General features: G+C 68.0%; 13 protein-coding genes and 1 pseudogene. 10 read left to right on the top strand and 4 right to left on the bottom strand.

Annotated features, from left to right (window positions below; all coding sequences use genetic code 11):
- The first annotated feature begins 52 nt into the window (after positions 1-52).
- The 10 genes from OG504_RS07960 to OG504_RS07915 all read left to right on the top strand — a co-directional run bounded on the left by OG504_RS07960 (position 53) and on the right by OG504_RS07915 (position 13019).
- Positions 53-1636: an AMP-binding protein gene (locus tag OG504_RS07960; protein WP_405989112.1), complete on the top strand. Its 1584-nt coding sequence runs from the start codon at positions 53-55 to the stop codon at positions 1634-1636.
- Positions 1633-2814, top strand: a complete 1182-nt coding sequence (locus OG504_RS07955) for an Ldh family oxidoreductase (protein WP_405989111.1) — start codon at positions 1633-1635, stop codon at positions 2812-2814. Before OG504_RS07960 ends, OG504_RS07955 begins: the two co-directional genes overlap by 4 nt.
- The gene (locus OG504_RS07950) at positions 2804-4102 is read left to right on the top strand and encodes a 3-phosphoshikimate 1-carboxyvinyltransferase (protein WP_405989110.1); all 1299 of its coding nucleotides are present in this window, start codon (positions 2804-2806) and stop codon (positions 4100-4102) included. The genes OG504_RS07955 and OG504_RS07950 overlap by 11 nt, the downstream gene beginning before the upstream one ends.
- Positions 4103-4122: 20 nt before the next feature.
- Positions 4123-5427 carry a 3-phosphoshikimate 1-carboxyvinyltransferase gene (gene aroA / locus OG504_RS07945; protein WP_405989109.1) on the top strand — a complete coding sequence of 435 codons (1305 nt, stop codon included), beginning with the start codon at positions 4123-4125 and terminating at the stop codon, positions 5425-5427.
- A 77-nt stretch (positions 5428-5504) separates the two neighbouring features.
- On the top strand, positions 5505-6839 hold the full coding sequence (gene lat, locus OG504_RS07940) for an L-lysine 6-transaminase (RefSeq protein ID WP_405989108.1): 1335 nt from the start codon (positions 5505-5507) through the stop codon (positions 6837-6839).
- The gene (locus OG504_RS07935; protein WP_405989107.1) at positions 6836-7567 is read left to right on the top strand and encodes a TauD/TfdA family dioxygenase; all 732 of its coding nucleotides are present in this window, start codon (positions 6836-6838) and stop codon (positions 7565-7567) included. Before lat ends, OG504_RS07935 begins: the two co-directional genes overlap by 4 nt.
- Before the next feature lie 29 nt (positions 7568-7596).
- On the top strand, positions 7597-9150 hold the full coding sequence (locus OG504_RS07930; RefSeq protein ID WP_405989106.1) for an aldehyde dehydrogenase family protein: 1554 nt from the start codon (positions 7597-7599) through the stop codon (positions 9148-9150).
- 64 nt (positions 9151-9214) lie between these two features.
- A complete protein-coding gene (locus tag OG504_RS07925; RefSeq protein WP_405989105.1) occupies positions 9215-9526 on the top strand; it encodes an NIPSNAP family protein in 312 nt (103 codons plus the stop codon).
- Between the two features lie 41 nt (positions 9527-9567).
- Positions 9568-11538 (top strand): FAD/NAD(P)-binding protein, encoded by a 1971-nt coding sequence (locus OG504_RS07920; RefSeq protein ID WP_405989104.1) that lies wholly within the window; start codon positions 9568-9570, stop codon positions 11536-11538.
- A complete protein-coding gene (locus OG504_RS07915; RefSeq protein WP_405989103.1) occupies positions 11535-13019 on the top strand; it encodes an adenylosuccinate lyase family protein in 1485 nt (494 codons plus the stop codon). The genes OG504_RS07920 and OG504_RS07915 overlap by 4 nt, the downstream gene beginning before the upstream one ends.
- 223 nt (positions 13020-13242) lie before the next feature.
- On the opposite strand, the gene OG504_RS07910 is transcribed toward OG504_RS07915, so the two are convergent.
- The 4 genes and pseudogenes from OG504_RS07910 to egtD form a co-directional block, all read right to left on the bottom strand.
- Positions 13243-14385 (bottom strand): glycosyltransferase, encoded by a 1143-nt coding sequence (locus OG504_RS07910; protein ID WP_405989102.1) that lies wholly within the window; start codon positions 14383-14385, stop codon positions 13243-13245.
- A gap of 301 nt (positions 14386-14686) precedes the next feature.
- Positions 14687-15817 (bottom strand): annotated as a pseudogene (locus OG504_RS07905) (IS3 family transposase).
- A 180-nt stretch (positions 15818-15997) separates the two neighbouring features.
- Positions 15998-16747 (bottom strand): transposase family protein, encoded by a 750-nt coding sequence (locus OG504_RS07900; protein ID WP_405989101.1) that lies wholly within the window; start codon positions 16745-16747, stop codon positions 15998-16000.
- 172 nt (positions 16748-16919) lie between these two features.
- On the bottom strand, positions 16920-17900 hold the full coding sequence (gene egtD, locus OG504_RS07895; protein ID WP_405989100.1) for an L-histidine N(alpha)-methyltransferase: 981 nt from the start codon (positions 17898-17900) through the stop codon (positions 16920-16922).
- Positions 17901-18091: the final 191 nt, after the last annotated feature.

The following is an 18091-nucleotide window of genomic DNA, read 5'->3' as shown; positions in this document are numbered from 1 at the left end:
CGACGACCCGTAGACGGACAACCGTATTCCGACCACAGGCGGAGATTGAGCCATGCCTCATTCCCACAACACCAGCCCGGCGGCGTCTGGTGTCCCATCGGCCGCGGACCACGAACAGACCCTGGAGAGCCGACTGCGGGCCGGCGCCGTACGAGCCGGCTGCGCGCCCGCGATCCGGGACGCCGCCGGCGTGCGTGCCACCCATCACGACCTTCGCCGCATCCGCGACGGCGGTCGTCTGCGACTGCGGGAGGCGGGTGTGGGTCGGCACGACCGGGTCGCGCTGGTTATGGCGGGTGACTGGCGGACGGCCGTGGCGCTGGTCGCCGCCACCTCGGCAGCCGCCGTCGCGCCGCTCGACCCCGGCCTGACCGACAGCGAGCTCGCCGTCTGCCTCGCCCAGCTTGCGCCGCGCGCCGTCCTGGTGGACGCGCCGTCCGCCGCCCGGATGCGTGCACTCGCCGGCGAGGACACCGCTGTCCTCATCTGGGAGGTCGACGACCTCGACGGAGCACCGGACGAGACGGCCGCCGAACTGCCGGCTGAGGACGACCCGTCCCTGCTGCTGTTCACCTCCGGCACCACCGCGGCACCCAAGGTTGTGCAGCTGACCCAGCGCAACCTGGCGGCCGCCGTCGACAACATCGTGTCCACCCTGCGGCTGGATGTCAGCGACTGCGCCCTGAACGCCATGCCGCTTTACCACGGCCACGGGATCTTCCCGGGCACGCTCGCGCCGCTGACCTCCGGGGGGAGCGCCGTCTGCGCCCGGGTGAACACCGCCGCCGAACTGCTGGCCGTCATCCGGTCCGCAGCGCCGACCTGGTACTCCGCCGCGCCAGTCGTTCACCACAGCTTCCTGGCGATGGCCCGCAGTACTCCGGCGGTCCGCGAGGAGCTGCGGCTGCGCGCGATCCGCTCGACCTCCTCGGCGCTGGCGCCCAAGCTGCTGGCGGAGCTGGAGGAGTACCTGGGCGCGCCGGTGCTGGAGGCCTACGCCGCCAGCGAGGCCCCGGGCCAGATCACCAGCAACCCGCTGGACGGGCCGCGCAAGCCGGGCACCGTCGGCACCACCCAGCCTGGTAGTGAGGTGGCCGTGCTGACAGCCGACGGGCAGATCACGAACGCGCCCGGCAGTGTCGGTGAGGTCCTGGTCCGCGGCGCCATCGTGATGCCCGGCTATCTGGGGGTGCCGGCCGACCAGCAGCCCTTCGTGGACGGTTGGCTGCGCACCGGTGATCAGGGGACGCTCGACGAAGACAGCTACCTGGCGCTCTCCGGCCGGGTCGTGGACGTCATCAACCGGGGCGCGGAGAAGTTCTCCCCCACCGAGGTAGAGGAGGCCCTGGCGCAGCACCCGGAGGTGCTGGAGGTGGTGGTCTTCGGCCGCTCGCATCCGACGCTGGGCGAGGAGGCCGCGGCCGCAGTGGTCCTGCATGAGGAGGCCGCCGTGACGGAGGCGGAGCTGATCGCTTTCGCGGCCGAGCGGCTGGCCGGCTACAAGGTGCCGGTGGCGATCGACTTCACCGCCGCGCTGCCGCGTGGCCGCACCGGGAAGATCGTGCGTCGCCGGTTGAAGGAGCAGGCGGAGCGCTCCGAGACCCGCATCGGACACCGAACGGCGTCAGCGCGGTGAGCGGGACGACGCAGGAGGTCCGCTTCGCGGCCGACGAGCTCAGGGACTTCGCCTCCCGGGTGCTCATCGCGGCTGGCGCCACCCGGGATGCCGCAGAGCTGTGCGCACAGGTGCTGGTGCACGCGGACCTCGGGGGAACCGACACCCACGGGATCGTGCGGCTGGGCCAGTACGCCCAGGCCCTGGCCGACGGCCGAGTCAGCCCGCTGGCCCGGCCCCAGGTGGTCTCGGACGCCGGCCCGGTGGCTGTGGTGGACGCCGGCAACGCCCTGGGCCCGGTCGGTCTGAGCTTCGCAGTCGACCACGCCGTGAGCGCCGCCCGCCGGCACGGGGTGACGGTGGTGACAGTGCGCGGCTCCAACCATGCCGGGAGCATGAGTTGGTACACCGCACGGGCAGCCGAGGCCGGACTGGTCGCCCTGGTGCTGACCGGGTCCACCAAGGCGATGGTGGCCCCCAGCGGCGGAGCGGCCGCCTTTCTCGGGACCAACGCGGTGGCGTACGCGGTTCCAGCCGGCGAGGAGACCGTGTCCTTTGACGCGGCGACCAGCTCCGCCTCGCGCAGCATGCTGGAGACCTTCCAGCGGGCCGGGCAGTGCCTGCCGCAGGGCTGGGCCCAGGACGGGGACGGCCGGCCCGCGCTGGACGCGGGCGAGGTGATCGCCGGAATCGACCAGCTGTCAGGACACAGCCTGCTGCCGTTCGGTGGGCCCGAGAACGCACACAAGGGCTTCGGTGTCGGTCTGCTGGTCGAGCTGTTGTGCGGGCCGATCGCCGGAGCGGGCTGGGGCCCGCGCCTTCCCGGGGCCGGGCCGGCGAATGTCGGGCACTTCGTGCTCTGCCTAGACCCGGGCGCGCTCGACGCCGACGCCGCGGACGTCCAGCAGCGCGTCCGGTCGCTCGGCGCCCAACTGCGAGCCGTGCCGCCGCCCGCCGGGAGCCCCCCGGTGCGGGTGCCGGGGGACCGGCAGCGGCGTTGCGCCGCCCAGCGGGCCCACGAGGGAATCCCGCTGCCGACCCAGGTGCGGGCCGAACTGGACCACACCGCCGCGCTGGTGGGCGTGAGCCCGCCCGTTCCCTTGCATCCCCCGACGACCGGACGGACGCGACCCGCCCGGGCGACGTCGGGCCCCGCAGCGCTCACCGTGACCCGGACAGGAGACAACCATGGACGCTGAGGCGTTGACCGTCCTGCGCGGCTCAGTCCGTGTTCCCACCTCGAAGCCGCACACCCAGCGGGCGCTGCTGATGGCCGCGCTCGCCGACGGTGAGTCGACGATCCGTCGGCCCAACGTCTGTTCGGAGTCCACGCTGGTGCAGGAAGCAGCGACGGCGCTCGGGTCTCGGTTCGAAGCCCAGGGCGAGCAGCTCGTGGTGCGCGGTGTGGCTGGCCGGCCCCAGCGTCCGGCCGCGCTGCTGCAGGTTGCCGGTTCCGGGTTCGCCCTGCGGCACCTGCTGCCGATCGCCGCCCTCGCGCCGGCACCTTGCGTGCTCTCCGGCAGCCGACAACTGGCCGCACGGCCGCTCCAGCCCCTCCTGGACGCGCTGGCGGGGTTGGGTGGCCGGGCCGAGCCCGCCGACCGAGACCTTGTCTTGCCGATCGCCACCTGGAGCACTGGCCTGACCGGCGGACGGCTTGACGTACCCGCGGACGAGACCTCGCAGTTCGTCAGCGCGCTGATGCTGACCGCACCCTACGCAGCCGGACCGGTACGGATCGGCATCCCGGGCGTACTGGTCAGCAAGCACTACATTCGGATGACCGGCGAGATGATGGCGCGCTTCGGCGCCCACGTTATGGTCGCCGACGACCTGCGCACGATCGAGGTCGAGCCGTCTGGCTACCGGGCCACGAAGATACTGGTCGGACCGGACGTCACCTCGCTCTTCTACTTCGTTGCGGCCGCCGTCGTCGCTGACGCCGACATCCTGGTGGAGGACGTGGAGCTCGGCGAGGACCTCTTCCTCGACTCGGCGGTGGCGCTGGGTCGCCGTCTCGGGGTCCGGATCACCCAGGAGGGAACCAACCTGCGGATCAGGTCCGGCGAACGGCCCGCCGAGCAGGTGGAGATCGACGCCTCGGACCTGCCGACTCTGGTGCCGGCGCTGGCGGCGGTGGCCTCCAGCCTGCCCCACGGGATGGTGCTGCAAGGCGCCCGCCACATTCATCACCACAAGACGAGCCGGCTGCAGGTCGTGCTGGACGAGCTGGCGCGGCTCGGGCGGGTCCTGCGACCCCACTACCGCGACGGACAGCTGGACGGCTTCGAAACCGACTGTGTCGAGCCCGCTGCGGCCGAGCAGGTCGACGCTCAGGGCGACCATCGCAACTTCATGGCGCTGTTCCTGGCGACCCTGGCAGTCGAGCGCCCCGTTCATGTGCTCGGGGCGAACACCCTGAGCACCTCGTTCGCCGACTTCCTGACCTGCTTTCAGACGCTGACCACCACGCCCGCCCGCGTCTGACCGACTCGAACGGATCACAGATGACGACCCCTTCCAGCCTCCGCGTGGCACCCGGCACCCGGTTGTCAGGCTCCGTCACCCCACCCGGCGCCAAGAGCGGCACGGTTCGCGCCCTGCTCTGTGGCACTCTCGCCGCGGGGACCAGCACCATCGTCAACGCTGGCTCCGGAGACAACATCCGTGCCATGGCCGCTGCCTGCCGAGTGCTTGGCGCCGAGATCGAGGAGCTCGATGCGCGCACCTGGCAGGTGCGCGGTGTCGACCACCGGCTTCCTGGGCGCACTGAACTCGACGCCGGGAATTCCGGGATCGTGCTACGCCTGCTTACTGCCGTTGGCGCCGCTACCGACCACTGCTCGGTTGGCACGCGCTTCGCCGACTCCCTGGGACGGCGCGGCAACCATGAGATCGTCGACGCACTGCGGCAGTTCGGCGCCGACGCCGCCGGACGCGGCCCGGAGGCATGTCCCCCGCTGGTCGTGGGGCGCACAGCGGGCCTGCACGGCGGGACGGTGTCGGTGTCCGGTCGCCGCAGCTCGCAGTTCCTCTCCGGGCTGCTCTTCCTCGCGCCCCTGGTCGGCGAGGATGTGGAGATCCGAGTTCACGACGAGCTGAGCTCAAGCGCGATGGTGGCAACCACTGTGGACGCGCTGGGCCGGGCCGGAGTAATCGTCGAGGTCGGCGAGGACCGGCTGAGTTACCGGATCGCAGGCGGCCAGCGCTATCGTCCGGCCATCCACCCGGTCGCCAGTGACGCCTCCAGCGTCGCCGGCATCCTCGCTGCGGCGGCAGCCGTCCCGGGCTCCCTGACCAGGATCAGCGGCTTTCAGGGGAACGACCACGGTACGGCGGCCCTGATCGAGGCCTTCCGCCGCATGGGCGTCCGGATCGACGCGGAGGGCGAGACGCTGGTCTGCCATGGGGCCGACGAGGTGGCGCCCATCGAACTGGACGGATCGGCGTGCGCGGATGGTGTCCTGCCGATGGCCGCCCTGGCCTGTTTTGCCAACGGCACCAGCGTCTTCTCCAACGTGGAGACCCTCCGGTTCAAGGAGTGCGACCGGATCAGCGACTTCTGCCATGAACTCGCCGCCGCGGGCGCGAAGGTCGAGGAGCGCCAGGACGCGATCATCGTCCACGGCACCGGTCAGGTCCCCGGCGGAGCTGAGGTCTTCGGGCACCACGACCACAGCGTGGTGATGGCCATGTCGGTGCTGGCCCTGCGCAGCCGTGACGGGCTTGCCGTCACCGGCTGGGAGTCGGTCGGCCAGACCTACCGGGAGTTCTTCGACGACCTGCGCTCGCTGGGCGCCGAGGTCTGCTGACGCGGGCCGGGCGGCCGCCTCAGGGCGGCAGTTGCGACACGGAAAAAGATCTGTTCTCGACACACAGGGGAGCACTTGTGGATCCGGCAGATGTGCGCGAGGTGCTGAGCAGCAGCATCCTCGTCGACGGCTACGACTTCATACTCGACCTGGAGAAGAGTTCCGGCAGCTATCTGGTCGACGCCCGGACGGGGCTTCACTACCTCGACCTCTTCTCCTTCTTCTCGTCGCTTCCGCTGGGGATGAATCCCCCTGACCTGCTCGACGACGCCGACTTCATGGCCAGGCTGGCCAGGGCCGCCCTGCACAAGGTGAGCAATCCCGACGTCTATACGGAGGAGTACGCACAGTTCGTCGAAACGTTCGTCCGCGTGCTGGGTGATCCCGCGCTGCCGAAACTCTTCTTCATCGACGGCGGTGCCCTCGCCGTCGAGAACGCGCTCAAGGTGGCATTCGACTGGAAATCCCGGATCTCGGGCACGGCGGAATCCTTGAACCTGAAGGCGATGCACCTGACGAGCGCGTTCCACGGCCGCAGCGGATACACCATGTCGATGACCAATACCGACCCGGAAAAGACTAGGCTCTTCCCGAAATGGGACTGGCCACGCCTGCCCACTCCGGCGCTCCGCTTCCCGCTTCACGAGTACGCGTCGGACAACCGATCGGCGGAGGACGCCGCGCTGCACATGGCGCAACGCACCTTTGAGGAATCCGCCGGCGAGATAGCCTGCTTCGTCGCCGAGCCCATCCTGGGCGAGGGCGGGGACATGCATCTCAGTGCCCGGTTCCTCCTCGGCATGCAGGAACTGTGCCACGAGTTCGACGCTCTTTTCGTTCTCGACGAGGTACAGACCGGCTGCGGTCCGACGGGAACCGCCTGGGCCTACCAGCAACTCGGTCTGTCACCGGACGTCGTGGCCTTCGGCAAGAAGACGCAGGTCTGTGGCGTGATGGCGGGCCGGCGGGTCGACCTCGTCGACGACAACGTGTTCCGGACGTCCTCGCGTATCAGCTCCACTTGGGGCGGGAACCTGGCCGACATGGTGCGGGCGACCCGGATCCTCGACATCGTGGAGCGCGACGAGCTCTTCCGGCAGGCCAGGGACAAGGGAGACACGTTTCTTGGTCTGCTCGGCGAACTGGGCCGTCGGCACCCGAGTCTGGTGAGCAATGTCCGGGGCCGCGGCCTGATGGCGGCCTTCGACCTTCCGGATGCGCCTGTCCGCGATCTTCTGATCAAACGGCTGTTCACCGACGAACGAGTGATCATCCTGCCGTCCGGCGAACGCAGCATCCGATTTCGGCCCTCGCTCACGGTGACGACGGCCGAACTCAGTTCGGCAGTGAATTCCATCGACCAGGTCATGAACACCGTGACCGAAACCCTGGAAACCGGAGGTGTCAAGTGAGCGCACGTGACAGGAAGCCGACCAGCCGGATTTCGTTCGACCAGTACGACGACGCAGTCTTCCGAGAGATGCTCGACCTGCACGGCTACGTCTACATGGACGATGTTCCGGAAGGATTTGACCACGTCGAGTTCTTCAAGGCCTTCGGCGAGCTGCTGCCGCAGTATGCGGGAGAGCAGATCTGGTCGGTGAAGGCCGAAGAACGCTTCGAGGACATGTACCACTCCCTGAACACGCGGCCGTTGATGCCGCACACCGAGTGCTACGAGTTTCTCGGAGCGGCGCCGCGCTATCTCGGTCTGTGGTGCCTGGTTCCCGCCGAGGACGGCGGGGGGCAGACGACACTCGCGGACTTCCGCCCTTTCCTGGACGAACTGACGCCGGAAGAATTCGGGCTGCTCACACAGAAGCAGTACGAGTTCATATCGGCAGACGGCGTCCGCAGCATGGACCTGGGCAGGACAGCCGTGCATCCGATGTACGAGGAGCGAGCCGACGCCCCGCCGATCCTCAGGTTCAGCTACAACTGCGTGGAGCACCAGGACGATCCCTTCCTCCTCGACATCCGCGAGCGGATGGTCAAGTTCTTCGAGCAGAACCACGTCGCCGTCGATATCCAGCGCAACGCTCTGCTGCTCTGGAACAACCACCGCATGCTGCACGCCCGAACCGGATACACCGACGCACGGCGACACCTGCGCCGAGTCTGGATTTCCGACCCGGCGTGACCGACGCCGCGAACCGATTGGGAAACAACGTGCGCAACCTGGAATCCAGGTCCGTCATCGACGGCAGCCCGCTGAGCTCGGCCACCGCCACGCCGGTACCGTCGTTCAATCCGGCACAAACCGACGAAGTCGTCACCACCGCCTGGCTCGACACTGCCGAGACGTTCGCCGCCGCATGCTCCGCTGCATCGGCGAAGTCCGCACAGTGGGCGTCCGTGCCGGCTCCGGTGCGCGGACAGCTGATCGCGAACATCGGTCAACTGGTCGCCGCGAACAAGGAGCAGCTGGCCGCACTCGTCTGCCGCGAAATGGGAAAGCCCTTCGCCGAGTCGCTCGGTGAGGTCCAGGAGATCGTCGACACCTGCACCTTCTTCGCCGGAGAGGGCCGGCGCCTCTACGGCCAGACGGTGCCCAGCGAGATCCGGGACAAGCAACTGTTCACCTTCCGGCGCCCGCTGGGCACCATGGTGGTCATCACCGCGGCGAACTTCCCGGTGGCCGTGCCTTCCTGGTACATCATCCCGGCGCTGCTGGCCGGGAACACCGTGGTCTGGAAGCCTTCGGAACTCACGCCCGCGGTCAGTTGCGCACTGTATGAGATCTTCGCGAACGCCGGTGTACCCGCCGGTACCGTCAACCTGGTGCTCGCCGACGGCGACGCCACGTTCCACGGGCTGGAATCGGCGCTCGATCAGGGCGCCGTGGACAAGGTGGGCTTCACCGGTTCCACCGAGGCCGGACGGATGGTCAGCGAGCTCTGCGGCCGACACCTGCAGACGCCGTGTCTCGAACTCGGGGGCAAGAACCCGATGGTGGTCATGCCGGACGCGGATCTGGACAGCGCGCTGGCCGGGGCTCTGTTCAGCGGCTACGCCACCGCGGGCCAGCGCTGCACCTCGCTGGGCACCATCATCGTCCACGAGTCGCTGCACACGGAATTGGTACAGCGGCTCGACGAGCGCCTTCGTGAACTCGTCATCGGCGAGCCGACCAAGGACGTGTTCTACGGACCGCTCATCGACGAGCGCTATCTGACGGGCTTCACCGGCTGGCTGGACCGGATCGAGGAGCACCACACGATCCACGGCTCGGACGGGGTCGGGCGGATCAGTCGCGCCAACCCGCGGCGTTCATTCACCGGTGACCCGGATCGCGGGCTCTACGTGCATCCGGTGCTGGTCGACGGGCTCCGGCCCGAGGACGACCTCTACCGGCACGAGACCTTCGGCCCCCTGGTCGGCGTGATGCCGTTCGCCACGGAGGACGAAGCGGTGGCGTTGGCGGACGGCCATGGCTACGGCCTCTCCGCCGCCGTCTACACGCGGGACCCCGGCGTCGCCTTCCGGTTCGGCGCCCAGGTGCGCTGCGGCATGCTGAGCGTGAACAACTCGACCGTTGGTGCGGAGGCCCATCTTCCCTTCGGGGGAAACCTCAAGTCCGGCAACGGCAGCCGTCAGTCAGGCCTGTGGATGCTGGATCAGGTCACCCGGTGGCAGTCGATGAACTGGGACTACGGGACCTCGCTGCGCCGGGCGCAGATCGACACCGAACTGATCGAGCACAATCCCCTCTTCCGCCTCTAGAGCGGCAGCCCGTGCGGTGCGCGGCCACCCGGGCCGCCAAGACCGCTCAGGAGGCGGTGCGGACGTGATCACCATTCACCTGACGTACGAGATCGACCCTTACAAACTGGCGGACTTCGAGGAGTACGGCAGACGCTGGGTTCGGCTGGTCAATCGGTTCGGCGGCACACACCACGGTTACTTCCTGCCGAGCGAAGGGGACAGCGACATCGCCTACGCCCTCTTCTCCTTCGGCAGCCTCGCCGAGTACGAGCGGTACCGCAACGCGAGCTTCGAGGACCCGGAATGCCAGGCCGCCTTCGAACTGGCCCGGACCACGCGCTGCATCAGACGGCACGAGCGACGCTTCCTGAAGCCGCTCGGTGCCGGTGTGTGACAAGTGCCCGGGCAGCACCGTATTCAGGAATGGAATTTCAGATGCCATCTTTGACCACGATATGCATAGTCGGCGCCGGTCCCAGAGGGCTGTCGGTGCTGGAACGGCTCTGCGCGAACGAGCGGCAGGAACGGCGCCACAGCGCGGTCACCATCCACGTCGTCGATCCGTCTCCGCCAGGCGCCGGAACCGTGTGGCGTGTCACCCAGTCGCGTCATCTGGTGATGAACACGATCGCCTCGCAGATCACCGTGTTCACCGACGAGAGTGTCCGGATCGCTGGACCGATCGTGCCCGGCCCGAGCCTCTACGACTGGGCCAAGCAGATCCTCCAGGACGAGGAGACCGACCTCGACGACCTGACCCTTGCCGAGGCCCGCGATCTGGAGCCGAACTCCTACCCGACCCGCGCCTTCTACGGGCGCTATCTGCAGGCCGGTTTCCGCACGGTGATCGAGCAGGCCGCAGCGCACATCACCGTCCAGGTACATCGCTCGCGTGCCGTCGCGCTGGCGAGCGTCGACGCCCGCCGACGCGACGGCGCCCAGCGTGTCCGCCTGGAGAACGGCACTTGGCTGGAGCCATTGGACGCCGTGGTGATGGCCCAGGGGCACGTCGCGGAGCGGCCGACACCGCAGGAGGAGCGCAATCTCCGGCTGGCCCGGATCCACCGGCTGGACTACCTCGCCCCGGCCAATCCGGCCGATGTGGACCTAAGCCGCATCCGGCCGGGCCGCCCTGTCCTGCTCCGCGGTCTGGGCCTGTGCTTCTTCGACTACATGGCGCTGCTGACGACGGGTCGCGGCGGCACCTACGCCCGTGAGGGGGAGCGTCTGGTGTACCACCCCTCCGGCGAGGAACCGTTGATGTTCGCCAGCTCGCGCCGAGGCATTCCGTACCACGCGCGTGGTGAGAACGAGAAGGGCGTCCACGGCCGTCACCAGCCGCGGCTGCTCACTGCGGAACGGATCGCGGCCCTGCGCCGGCGATGTGCCGAGGATGAGCCGATGGATTTCCGCCAGGACCTGTGGCCGCTGATCGCGCGTGAGGTGGAGAGCGTCTACTACGGCTCCTTGCTTGCGAATCGTGGTGCGGCGCAGGAACGCGAAACATTCGTCACGCGCTATCTGGGCGCTTCGTCGACGGAGCTTCCGGCGCTGCTCGCGGACTACGGATTCACCCATGAGGACCGCTGGGACTGGGACCGGCTCGAACGCCCTTACGGCAAGGGCGTGTTCGGCGATCGCGAGGACTTCAGGGCCTGGCTGCTGGAGTACCTTGCCCAGGACGTCCGCGAGGCCAGAGCCGGCAACGTGAGCGGCCCGCTGAAAGCGGCCCTGGACGTGCTGCGGGACCTGCGCAACGAGATCCGGCTGGCGGTGGACCACGGCGGGATCGACGGCGACTCCTACCGGGACGACCTGCAGGGCTGGTACACCCCGCTCAACGCGTTCCTCTCCATCGGCCCCCCGGCCTCAAGGATCGAGGAGACCGCGGCACTGATCGAAGCGGGGGTTCTGGAACTGATCGGGCCCGCCGCCGAGGTCCGTCTGGACACTCACGGTTCTGCCTTCGTCGCCCGGTCGCCGCTGATACCGGGACCACCGGTGCGGGCGACCACGCTGATCGAAGCGAGGCTCCCGGAACCGGACCTGCGGCGCACCGATGATCCTCTGCTGCTCCACCTGCTCAGCACCGGGCAGGCGGTGCCGCACCGGATTCCCGGCGCGTGCGGCACGAGTTACGAGACCGGGGGACTGGCGGTCAGCGAACGTCCCTACCGGCTGTTGGACACCCTCGGCCAGGTCCATCCGCGGCGGTTCGCGTACGGGGTCCCCACCGAAGCCGTGCACTGGGCCACCGCGGCGGGCATCAGGCCGGGAGTGGACTCGGTGACCCTGGGTGACTCCGACGCGATCGCGTGTGCGGTGCTGGCCCTGCCGGCACTGGCCGCCACCACCGTCGACGGGGAGTGCGCGGTGCCGATGGAACCAATGGAGGTGGTCGTATGACCAGCTGGATCGACTCCGGCCTGCTCTCGCCTGTGCGGGCGGGAACCGCAGTGGAGGCCGAGGTGAACGACCAGGCCTGGCTCCAAGCCATGCTCGACGCCGAGGCCGCACTCGCTCGGGCCCAGGCCAGGTTGGGCACCGTGCCACCCTCCGCGGCCGAGACCATCGGCCGTGCGGCCAGGGCCGAGCGTTTCGACTTGCGGGCCCTAGCCTTGGCCGCGCGGCAGACCGCCAATCCCGTTGTCGGGCTGGTCCAGGCGCTGACCCGCGAGGTGGCCCGGACCGACGCGGCCGCCGCGGAGTTCGTACACCGGGGCTCCACCAGCCAGGACATCCTGGACACCGCCGCCATGCTTGTTGCTGTGCGTACGATCGGGATCATCCGGAAGGACCTCGACCGGACCGTGGCCTCACTTGCCGTGCTGGCGGCCGATCACCGTGACTCCGTGATGGCCGGCCGCACCTTGGCTCTCCAGGCGGTGCCCACCACGTTCGGACTCAAGGCCGCGAGCTGGCGTCAGTTGGTTCTGGACGCGGACCACCGGCTGGGCCGGTTGGCTGCGGAGGGCCTGCCGGTCTCACTGGGCGGGGCGGCGGGCACCTTGGCCGGATACCTGGAGTACGCACGACTGGACGGCGCGGATCCGCTCCCCCCGGAGGAGTACGTGTCCCAGTTGGAGGCGGCCTTCGCCGCGGAGACCGGGCTGGCCCGGCAGACATTGCCCTGGCACGCGCTCCGCACGCCGATGGCCGATCTCGCTGCAGCGCTGGCCTTCACGACAGGGGCTCTCGGCAAGATCGCCATGGACGTGCAGAACCTGACCAGAACCGAGGTCGGGGAAGTCAGCGAGCCCACCGTGAGCGGGCGGGGCAGCTCATCGGCGATGCCGCACAAACAGAATCCGGTCCTGTCCACCCTGATTCGCAGCGCGGCCATTCAGGTTCCGGTGTTGGCAGCAGGGCTCACCCAGTGCCTGATCTCTGAGGACGAGCGTTCCGGTGGTGCCTGGCACGCCGAGTGGCTTCTGCTGAGGGAATGTCTGCAACTGGCCGGAGGTGCCGCGGAGACGGCGGTCGAGCTGGTGGAGGGGCTGGTGGTCCGCCCGACACGGATGCTGGAGAATCTGTCCCTCATCGGCAGCCAGCTCGTCTCGGAGAGAATCACCGCCTGGATCGCGCCCGAACTCGGCAAGACGGCAGCCAAGCAGCTGCTCGGCGAGGTCTCGGAAGAAAGCCGCCGTACCGGGCGGCCGTTCCACCAACTGCTCGGCGAGCGCGCCGAGCTGGACGGAGTACTGAGTGCGACGCGACTCGCCGTGCTCAGCGACCCGACTGACTATGTCGGTGCCGCACCAGCTCTGGTCGACCGAGCCCTTCGTCCGAGTGGCACAGCCGGTGCTGCACAAGGTCCGCCATCAGATTCCGGCGGTCATCCACTGCCGAAAAGCGAGCCGGAGGAGGCGCCGATGACTCCGGCCTAGATGATCTATCCCAAGGGGTTCAGTGGTCGTAGGCGGGAGGGCGCGCATGGTCGGCTGGTCGGCGTTGTTGTTGTGCCAGATCGCGGCGATGAGCGCGAGGATGCGCTGAAGGACGTGGACGGCCACGCCGCCGGAGGTGCGGTCTCGGTGTCGTTCGAGGTCGAGTCGCCCCTTGAAGGTCTCGTTGATCCGCTCGACGACCTGCCGCTCACTTCGATGAACTTCAGCTTCGCTGCAGAGCTGATCCGCGGAGCGCTTCGAGCAGGGGAATCGTCTGCTCGGGTCCCGGCAGCGCGTTGATCTCCTCTCGGACGCGCTCGGCGGCGCGGCGGTAGGCGCCGTCGGCGAGTACAGCCGATACCGTCGTGCGCACTTCCTCCGGGGTGAGAGTGACCGGGTCCAGGACCTGGGCGGTACCGAGTTCGACGCAACGCTGCGCGTTATACGGCTGGTCCGCACCCAGGGGGATCAGGACCGACGGCAGGCCGTGGGCGAATGCTCCCATGAGGCTGCCGGAGCCTCCGTGCGAGACGACCAGGTCGCACTGCGGCAGAAGCACCTCCTGCGGAACGAACTGTTCGATCCGGACGTGGTCGGGCAGCGGCCCGAACGCGGCGGGGTCGACGCGCTCACCGACGGTAACGACCACGTCCGTGGGAAGATCCTGGAGTTCGGCCAGCACCCGGGAGAACATGTCAGTGGTGTTGTTAACGGTGCCGAGGGTGAAGTACACGGTGGGCGTGCGCGACGTGGCGTCAACTGGACTGACGGCGGCTGCCTGTCGGAACAGAAAGGTGTGTGCAGGCAGGGGGAAGTGCGGATTTCGGAAGCTCGGCGGGAACGGCGACAGTACCAAGTGCCGGTCCAGCATGGTTAGCTCCGGGTCCGGCGGCAGGCCGTATGTGGATCGCAGCTCGTGCAGTGGCTCGGCGACGACTTCCTTGCGCAGAAAACCCCCGGTCGCGAGGACCAGGACAGTCGCACAGGGAATTGCGAGTGATTCGGCCGCGATCGCGGTGCCGAAGTCGACCTCGTCACGCACCAGGACATCGGGCTTCCATGCATGCGCAAGTTCAAGAACTGCCGCGGCATGCCGCCGGGCCCCGCGCCGGGCGAAGCCCTCTGCGAGCTGCCGAACGTCCGCTTCCCGATCGGGTATCTCCACCATCCTGCGCTGTGCGGCTTCGGTGTATTTGCGCGGCTCGCTCGTGGCGAAAGCAGTGAACCCGGCGGCTGCGATCTCGGGCCCCCTCCCTCCCGCACCGGCAATGGCGACCGTGTGTCCTGCAGCTTGAGCCGCTCGGGCCACAGGGATGAGAGGGCGGAAGTGACCGCTGCCACCGATGAACGTGAACAGGATTCGCACCGGGCGAGGCTACCGGCAATGTGTGCATCCGAAACCAGAGGCTTCGCGCATGACCGGGGTCCAGGCTCTCCATGCCTCGATAGCAACCGCGTTCTCGCCTGTCAGTGACCAGCGCGATCCCCTGGAATTGATCATCTAGCGTTTTTGTTCGCCTAGCGAGTCCAGCGCGTTGTAGGCGCCACGGAACGTGAGAGAACTGGTGTGTTGCTGGGTCTCCATCTTGAGGATGCCTGGTGAAGCGCTCCGGGATCGGTGGAGGCTCCGTACTGCCCCGAGTTGGGTGGAGTCGAGTTGCTTGGTTTCAAGCTACTAGCGGGGTGCGGAGTTTGTACTCCACCGGGCTGAGCATGCCCAGTGCGGAGTGTCTGCGTTGTCGGTTGTGGAAGATCTCCAGGTACTCGAAGAGTGCGGTGGACAGCTCCAACCAGGTGCCACCGTCTGCGGTTGAGTAGTTCGACCTGGACCCGGGCCCAGAAGGACTCCATCATCGCGTTGTCCACGCAGTCCCCTATGGAGCCCATCGAGGGCAGCAAGCCGGAGGCTTTCGCGTGTTGGGTGAATCCCCAGGACCCGAACTGCACTCCGTGGTCCGAGTGGATGATGGTGCCGCCCGGCCGCGGGGAGCGGTTTCCGATGGCCATGGCCAGGGCGTTGGTGGTCAGGGCGAGGAGTCGATCGACCAGCCCACCACGCGTCGCGAGAACGTGTCCAGGACGACCGCGCAGTACACCTTGCCTTCAAGGTGGGGTGCTCGGTGATGTCGGTGACCCATAACTGGTCCCGGGCGTGGCGGGTGAAGTTCCGCTCCACCAGGTCGGCGACGGATGGGGCGACATGCTTGGCGCGGGGTCGCCGGTTGCCGGGCAGGCCGTGCAGGCCGGCGCGCTGCATCAGCAGCTCCACGGTGCCGTGGCTGACATGGATGCGCAGGCCCAGACCGAGCTCAGCATGGACCCGGCGGGAGCCGTAGGTGCCGCGGGAGGCGGTGTGGATGCCCGCGATGGCCTCGGTCAGCCAGGCGTGCTTGACCAGGCGGTTCGAGGGCGGCCGATTGTGCCAGACGTAGTACCCGGACTCGGCGACATGCAGTACCCGGCAGGCCAGTTGCACCGGCAGGTCCTCACCGGCCGTCACGCGGATGGCTTTGAACCGCCTTTTGGGGACGTCACCTCACCCAGCAGTTCGGCAGCACGGCGGTGGACGGCCAATAGGCCTCCAGCTCGGCGATGCGCTTGCGGGCCGCAGCGAGTTCGGACTGGTCGGTGCTGTTCGTGCTGGGCAACTGCCCTGTATCGATGAGGTGTTGGCGGCGCCAGACATAGATCGTCTGGTCACTGATGCCGAGGAGCTGAGCAACCTCGGCGGCCTTCCTTCCGGATGCAACGAGATCGAGGACCTTACGGCGGAACTCGGGTGGATAGCTGCGAGGCATCACGGCCTCCGGAGGCTGCTGGACGGTCAATTGTTCAGCAACCCGATTCCATCAGAACTGGGGCATACCACCTCCACCGATCCCGGAGCGCTTCATTCGGCACCGTCGGGGACGGCCTGGATAACGCGATGACGGAATCGTTCTGATCCTCGATGCAGAGCCGCCAGTTACTGAGCTTCTTCAGCCTTGCCTCTCCAGGGTGAGGATGGCTTTGGCGATTGACGTCATGCGGTTGGGGCTGCATCGGGACCTGCGGAAGATCTGCCAGGACTTCAGGCGTGCGATGCCGCGTTCGACTGGTGCCCGTGCTGCGGCCGGGGCCCGGTTGAGGGTCTTCTCGGTGAGGGTGAGTTCTTGCAGGGGCTTGCGTTTGATGCCGGTGCTCACCCAGGGGACGCCACCCTGGTAGGCGAGGTCGGCCAGGATGGGGACGCCCTGGCGCTCGCAGATGCGGATGATCCGGTGGGTGCGGGCGGCGGTCAGGTCGTGGGCTCGGCCCGGCAACGCGGGTGAGAACCACAACAGCCGGCCGCCTGGGTCGGTGACCACCTGCAGGTTGACCCCGTACCGGCGGTGTCTGTGGGAGTAGTCGGCCCGTCCGTCGCCGACCCGGTCGCACTCGGCGAGCGTGCCGTCCAGCAGGACGAAGTCCGCCGCGGCCTCGCGCAGGACTTTCAGCAGACCCGGCGCACGTTCGGCGAGCAGGCGGATGACCGCACTGGTGTAGGCGTGGGCGGTGGACTCGCTGATCCCGAACCCGGCAGCGATCTTCGCCAGGGTGGTGTGTTCGCGCAGGTACACCAGTGCCACCATCGCGCGCTGGGACGGACGGAGCTTGCAGCGCCGGTCACCCTCACGGGTGACGATGAGCATCGTGACCCACTCCACGAGCGCATGGGGCAGGTCGAGTGCGGCAGGACAGATGACCAACGAGGCCCCCGAGCAGCGTGGTTGAGACGTCAGACATCTCGATCAACAGCTCGGGGGCCTCGCTCGTTGCGCTTCATGGACCGTCACCCGATCGGTGGCCAACTCGAAGAAGCTCAGTGATCCGGCCCGCGGATGCACCCACCCGCCCCGAACAGCGGTTGCGGGAAAAGCCTTACTGAACGGTGGCGAGCGTGAGCGTGAAACCGGCGTTCGGGTCGGCCCAGAGCTGATTTGCCCGGAGGCCCGCCTCGGCAATTTCTGTGTGCAGCCCGTCTGTGGTGAATTTAGCGCTGCGCTCCGTGATCCATTCTTCTCCGTGCGCGAAATGCACCGAAAGGTCGAGGCCCCGGACCTTGACGAGCTGTTCGACTCGACTGCGCAGCCTCATCTCGATGTGACTTTCCGCGCTGTTCCATACCGATACGTGATCGAAGGCATCAGGGTCGAAGTCGGCGTCCAGCTCGCGGTTCAGGACGTGCAGTAGGTTCTTGTTGAACTCGGCCGTGACCCCCTGTTTGTCGTCATAGGCGGCAATCATTTCGTGCTCCGTCTTGACCAGGTCGGCGCCAATCAGAAGGAAATCCTGAGGGCGCATGATGTCCCGGAGTCCGCGAAGGAAGGGACCTCGGGCAGGGCGCCGGAAATTCCCCAGCGTGCTGCCAAGAAAGGCGATGAGTCGTGGCTCGTCGTTGGGCAGTGCCGGCAGGACGAGCGGAGCCGTGAAGTCGGCACGGAGGGCGTGCAGACGGATCCCCGGATAGTCCTGGACGAGTTGGGTGCTGGCCTGCTGGAGCGCGTCCGCGCTGACGTCGACGGGGACGTAGTTCAGGTCGGCCGCTCCGAGCGCCTCGATGATCAGCTTGGATTTCGTCGAACTCCCGGACCCGAGCTCGACCATGCTGCGGGCTCCGGTCTGCGCGGCCACGTCCCGGGCGTGGAGCTGGAGCAACCCCAGTTCGGCCCTCCACAAGGGGTATTCCGGGAGCTGGGTGATCTCCTCGAAGAGTTCGCTGCCCCGGGCGTCGTAGAACCACGTGGGTGCAGTGGACTTGGGGAAGCTGGTCAGTCCGCCGCGGATGTCGGCGCGCAGTGCCTTGGCGTAGTGCTCGGCTTCAAGGGTGTCGGTGTAGCCGTAGGCGCGGGTGCTGGTCATGATTGCCTCACTTCAGTCGACGTCCTGCCGGTGGGTACGTAGAGTGACTACGGGAACCAGAAGTCAGGCCCCGTTGTCTCCTTGGGGCGGACGTCCTGCTCGGCGGCGGGTCTGACCCTGAGCCCTCTGCGTCACCAACTGGGGTCGACTGGCATTTCTGAAAGGGACACAGTGCGGGACTACAACACGAC

The organism is Streptomyces sp. NBC_00986, assembly GCF_045162565.1.
Lineage (GTDB): Bacteria > Actinomycetota > Actinomycetes > Streptomycetales > Streptomycetaceae > Streptomyces.
Note: the sequence above shows the minus strand (reverse complement) of the source record. Positions and strands in the feature narration are given on the sequence as shown.

Bases quoted from the DNA above. Each gene is read 5' to 3' on its own strand.
- aroA (WP_405989109.1), top strand. From the start codon at position 4,123: ATGACGACCCCTTCCAGCCTCCGCGTGGCACCCGGCACCCGGTTGTCA.
- OG504_RS07920 (WP_405989104.1), top strand. From the start codon at position 9,568: ATGCCATCTTTGACCACGATATGCATAGTCGGCGCCGGTCCCAGAGGG.
- OG504_RS07950 (WP_405989110.1), top strand. From the start codon at position 2,804: ATGGACGCTGAGGCGTTGACCGTCCTGCGCGGCTCAGTCCGTGTTCCC.
- OG504_RS07915 (WP_405989103.1), top strand. From the start codon at position 11,535: ATGACCAGCTGGATCGACTCCGGCCTGCTCTCGCCTGTGCGGGCGGGA.
- OG504_RS07960 (WP_405989112.1), top strand. From the start codon at position 53: ATGCCTCATTCCCACAACACCAGCCCGGCGGCGTCTGGTGTCCCATCG.
- egtD (WP_405989100.1), bottom strand. From the start codon at position 17,900: ATGACCAGCACCCGCGCCTACGGCTACACCGACACCCTTGAAGCCGAG.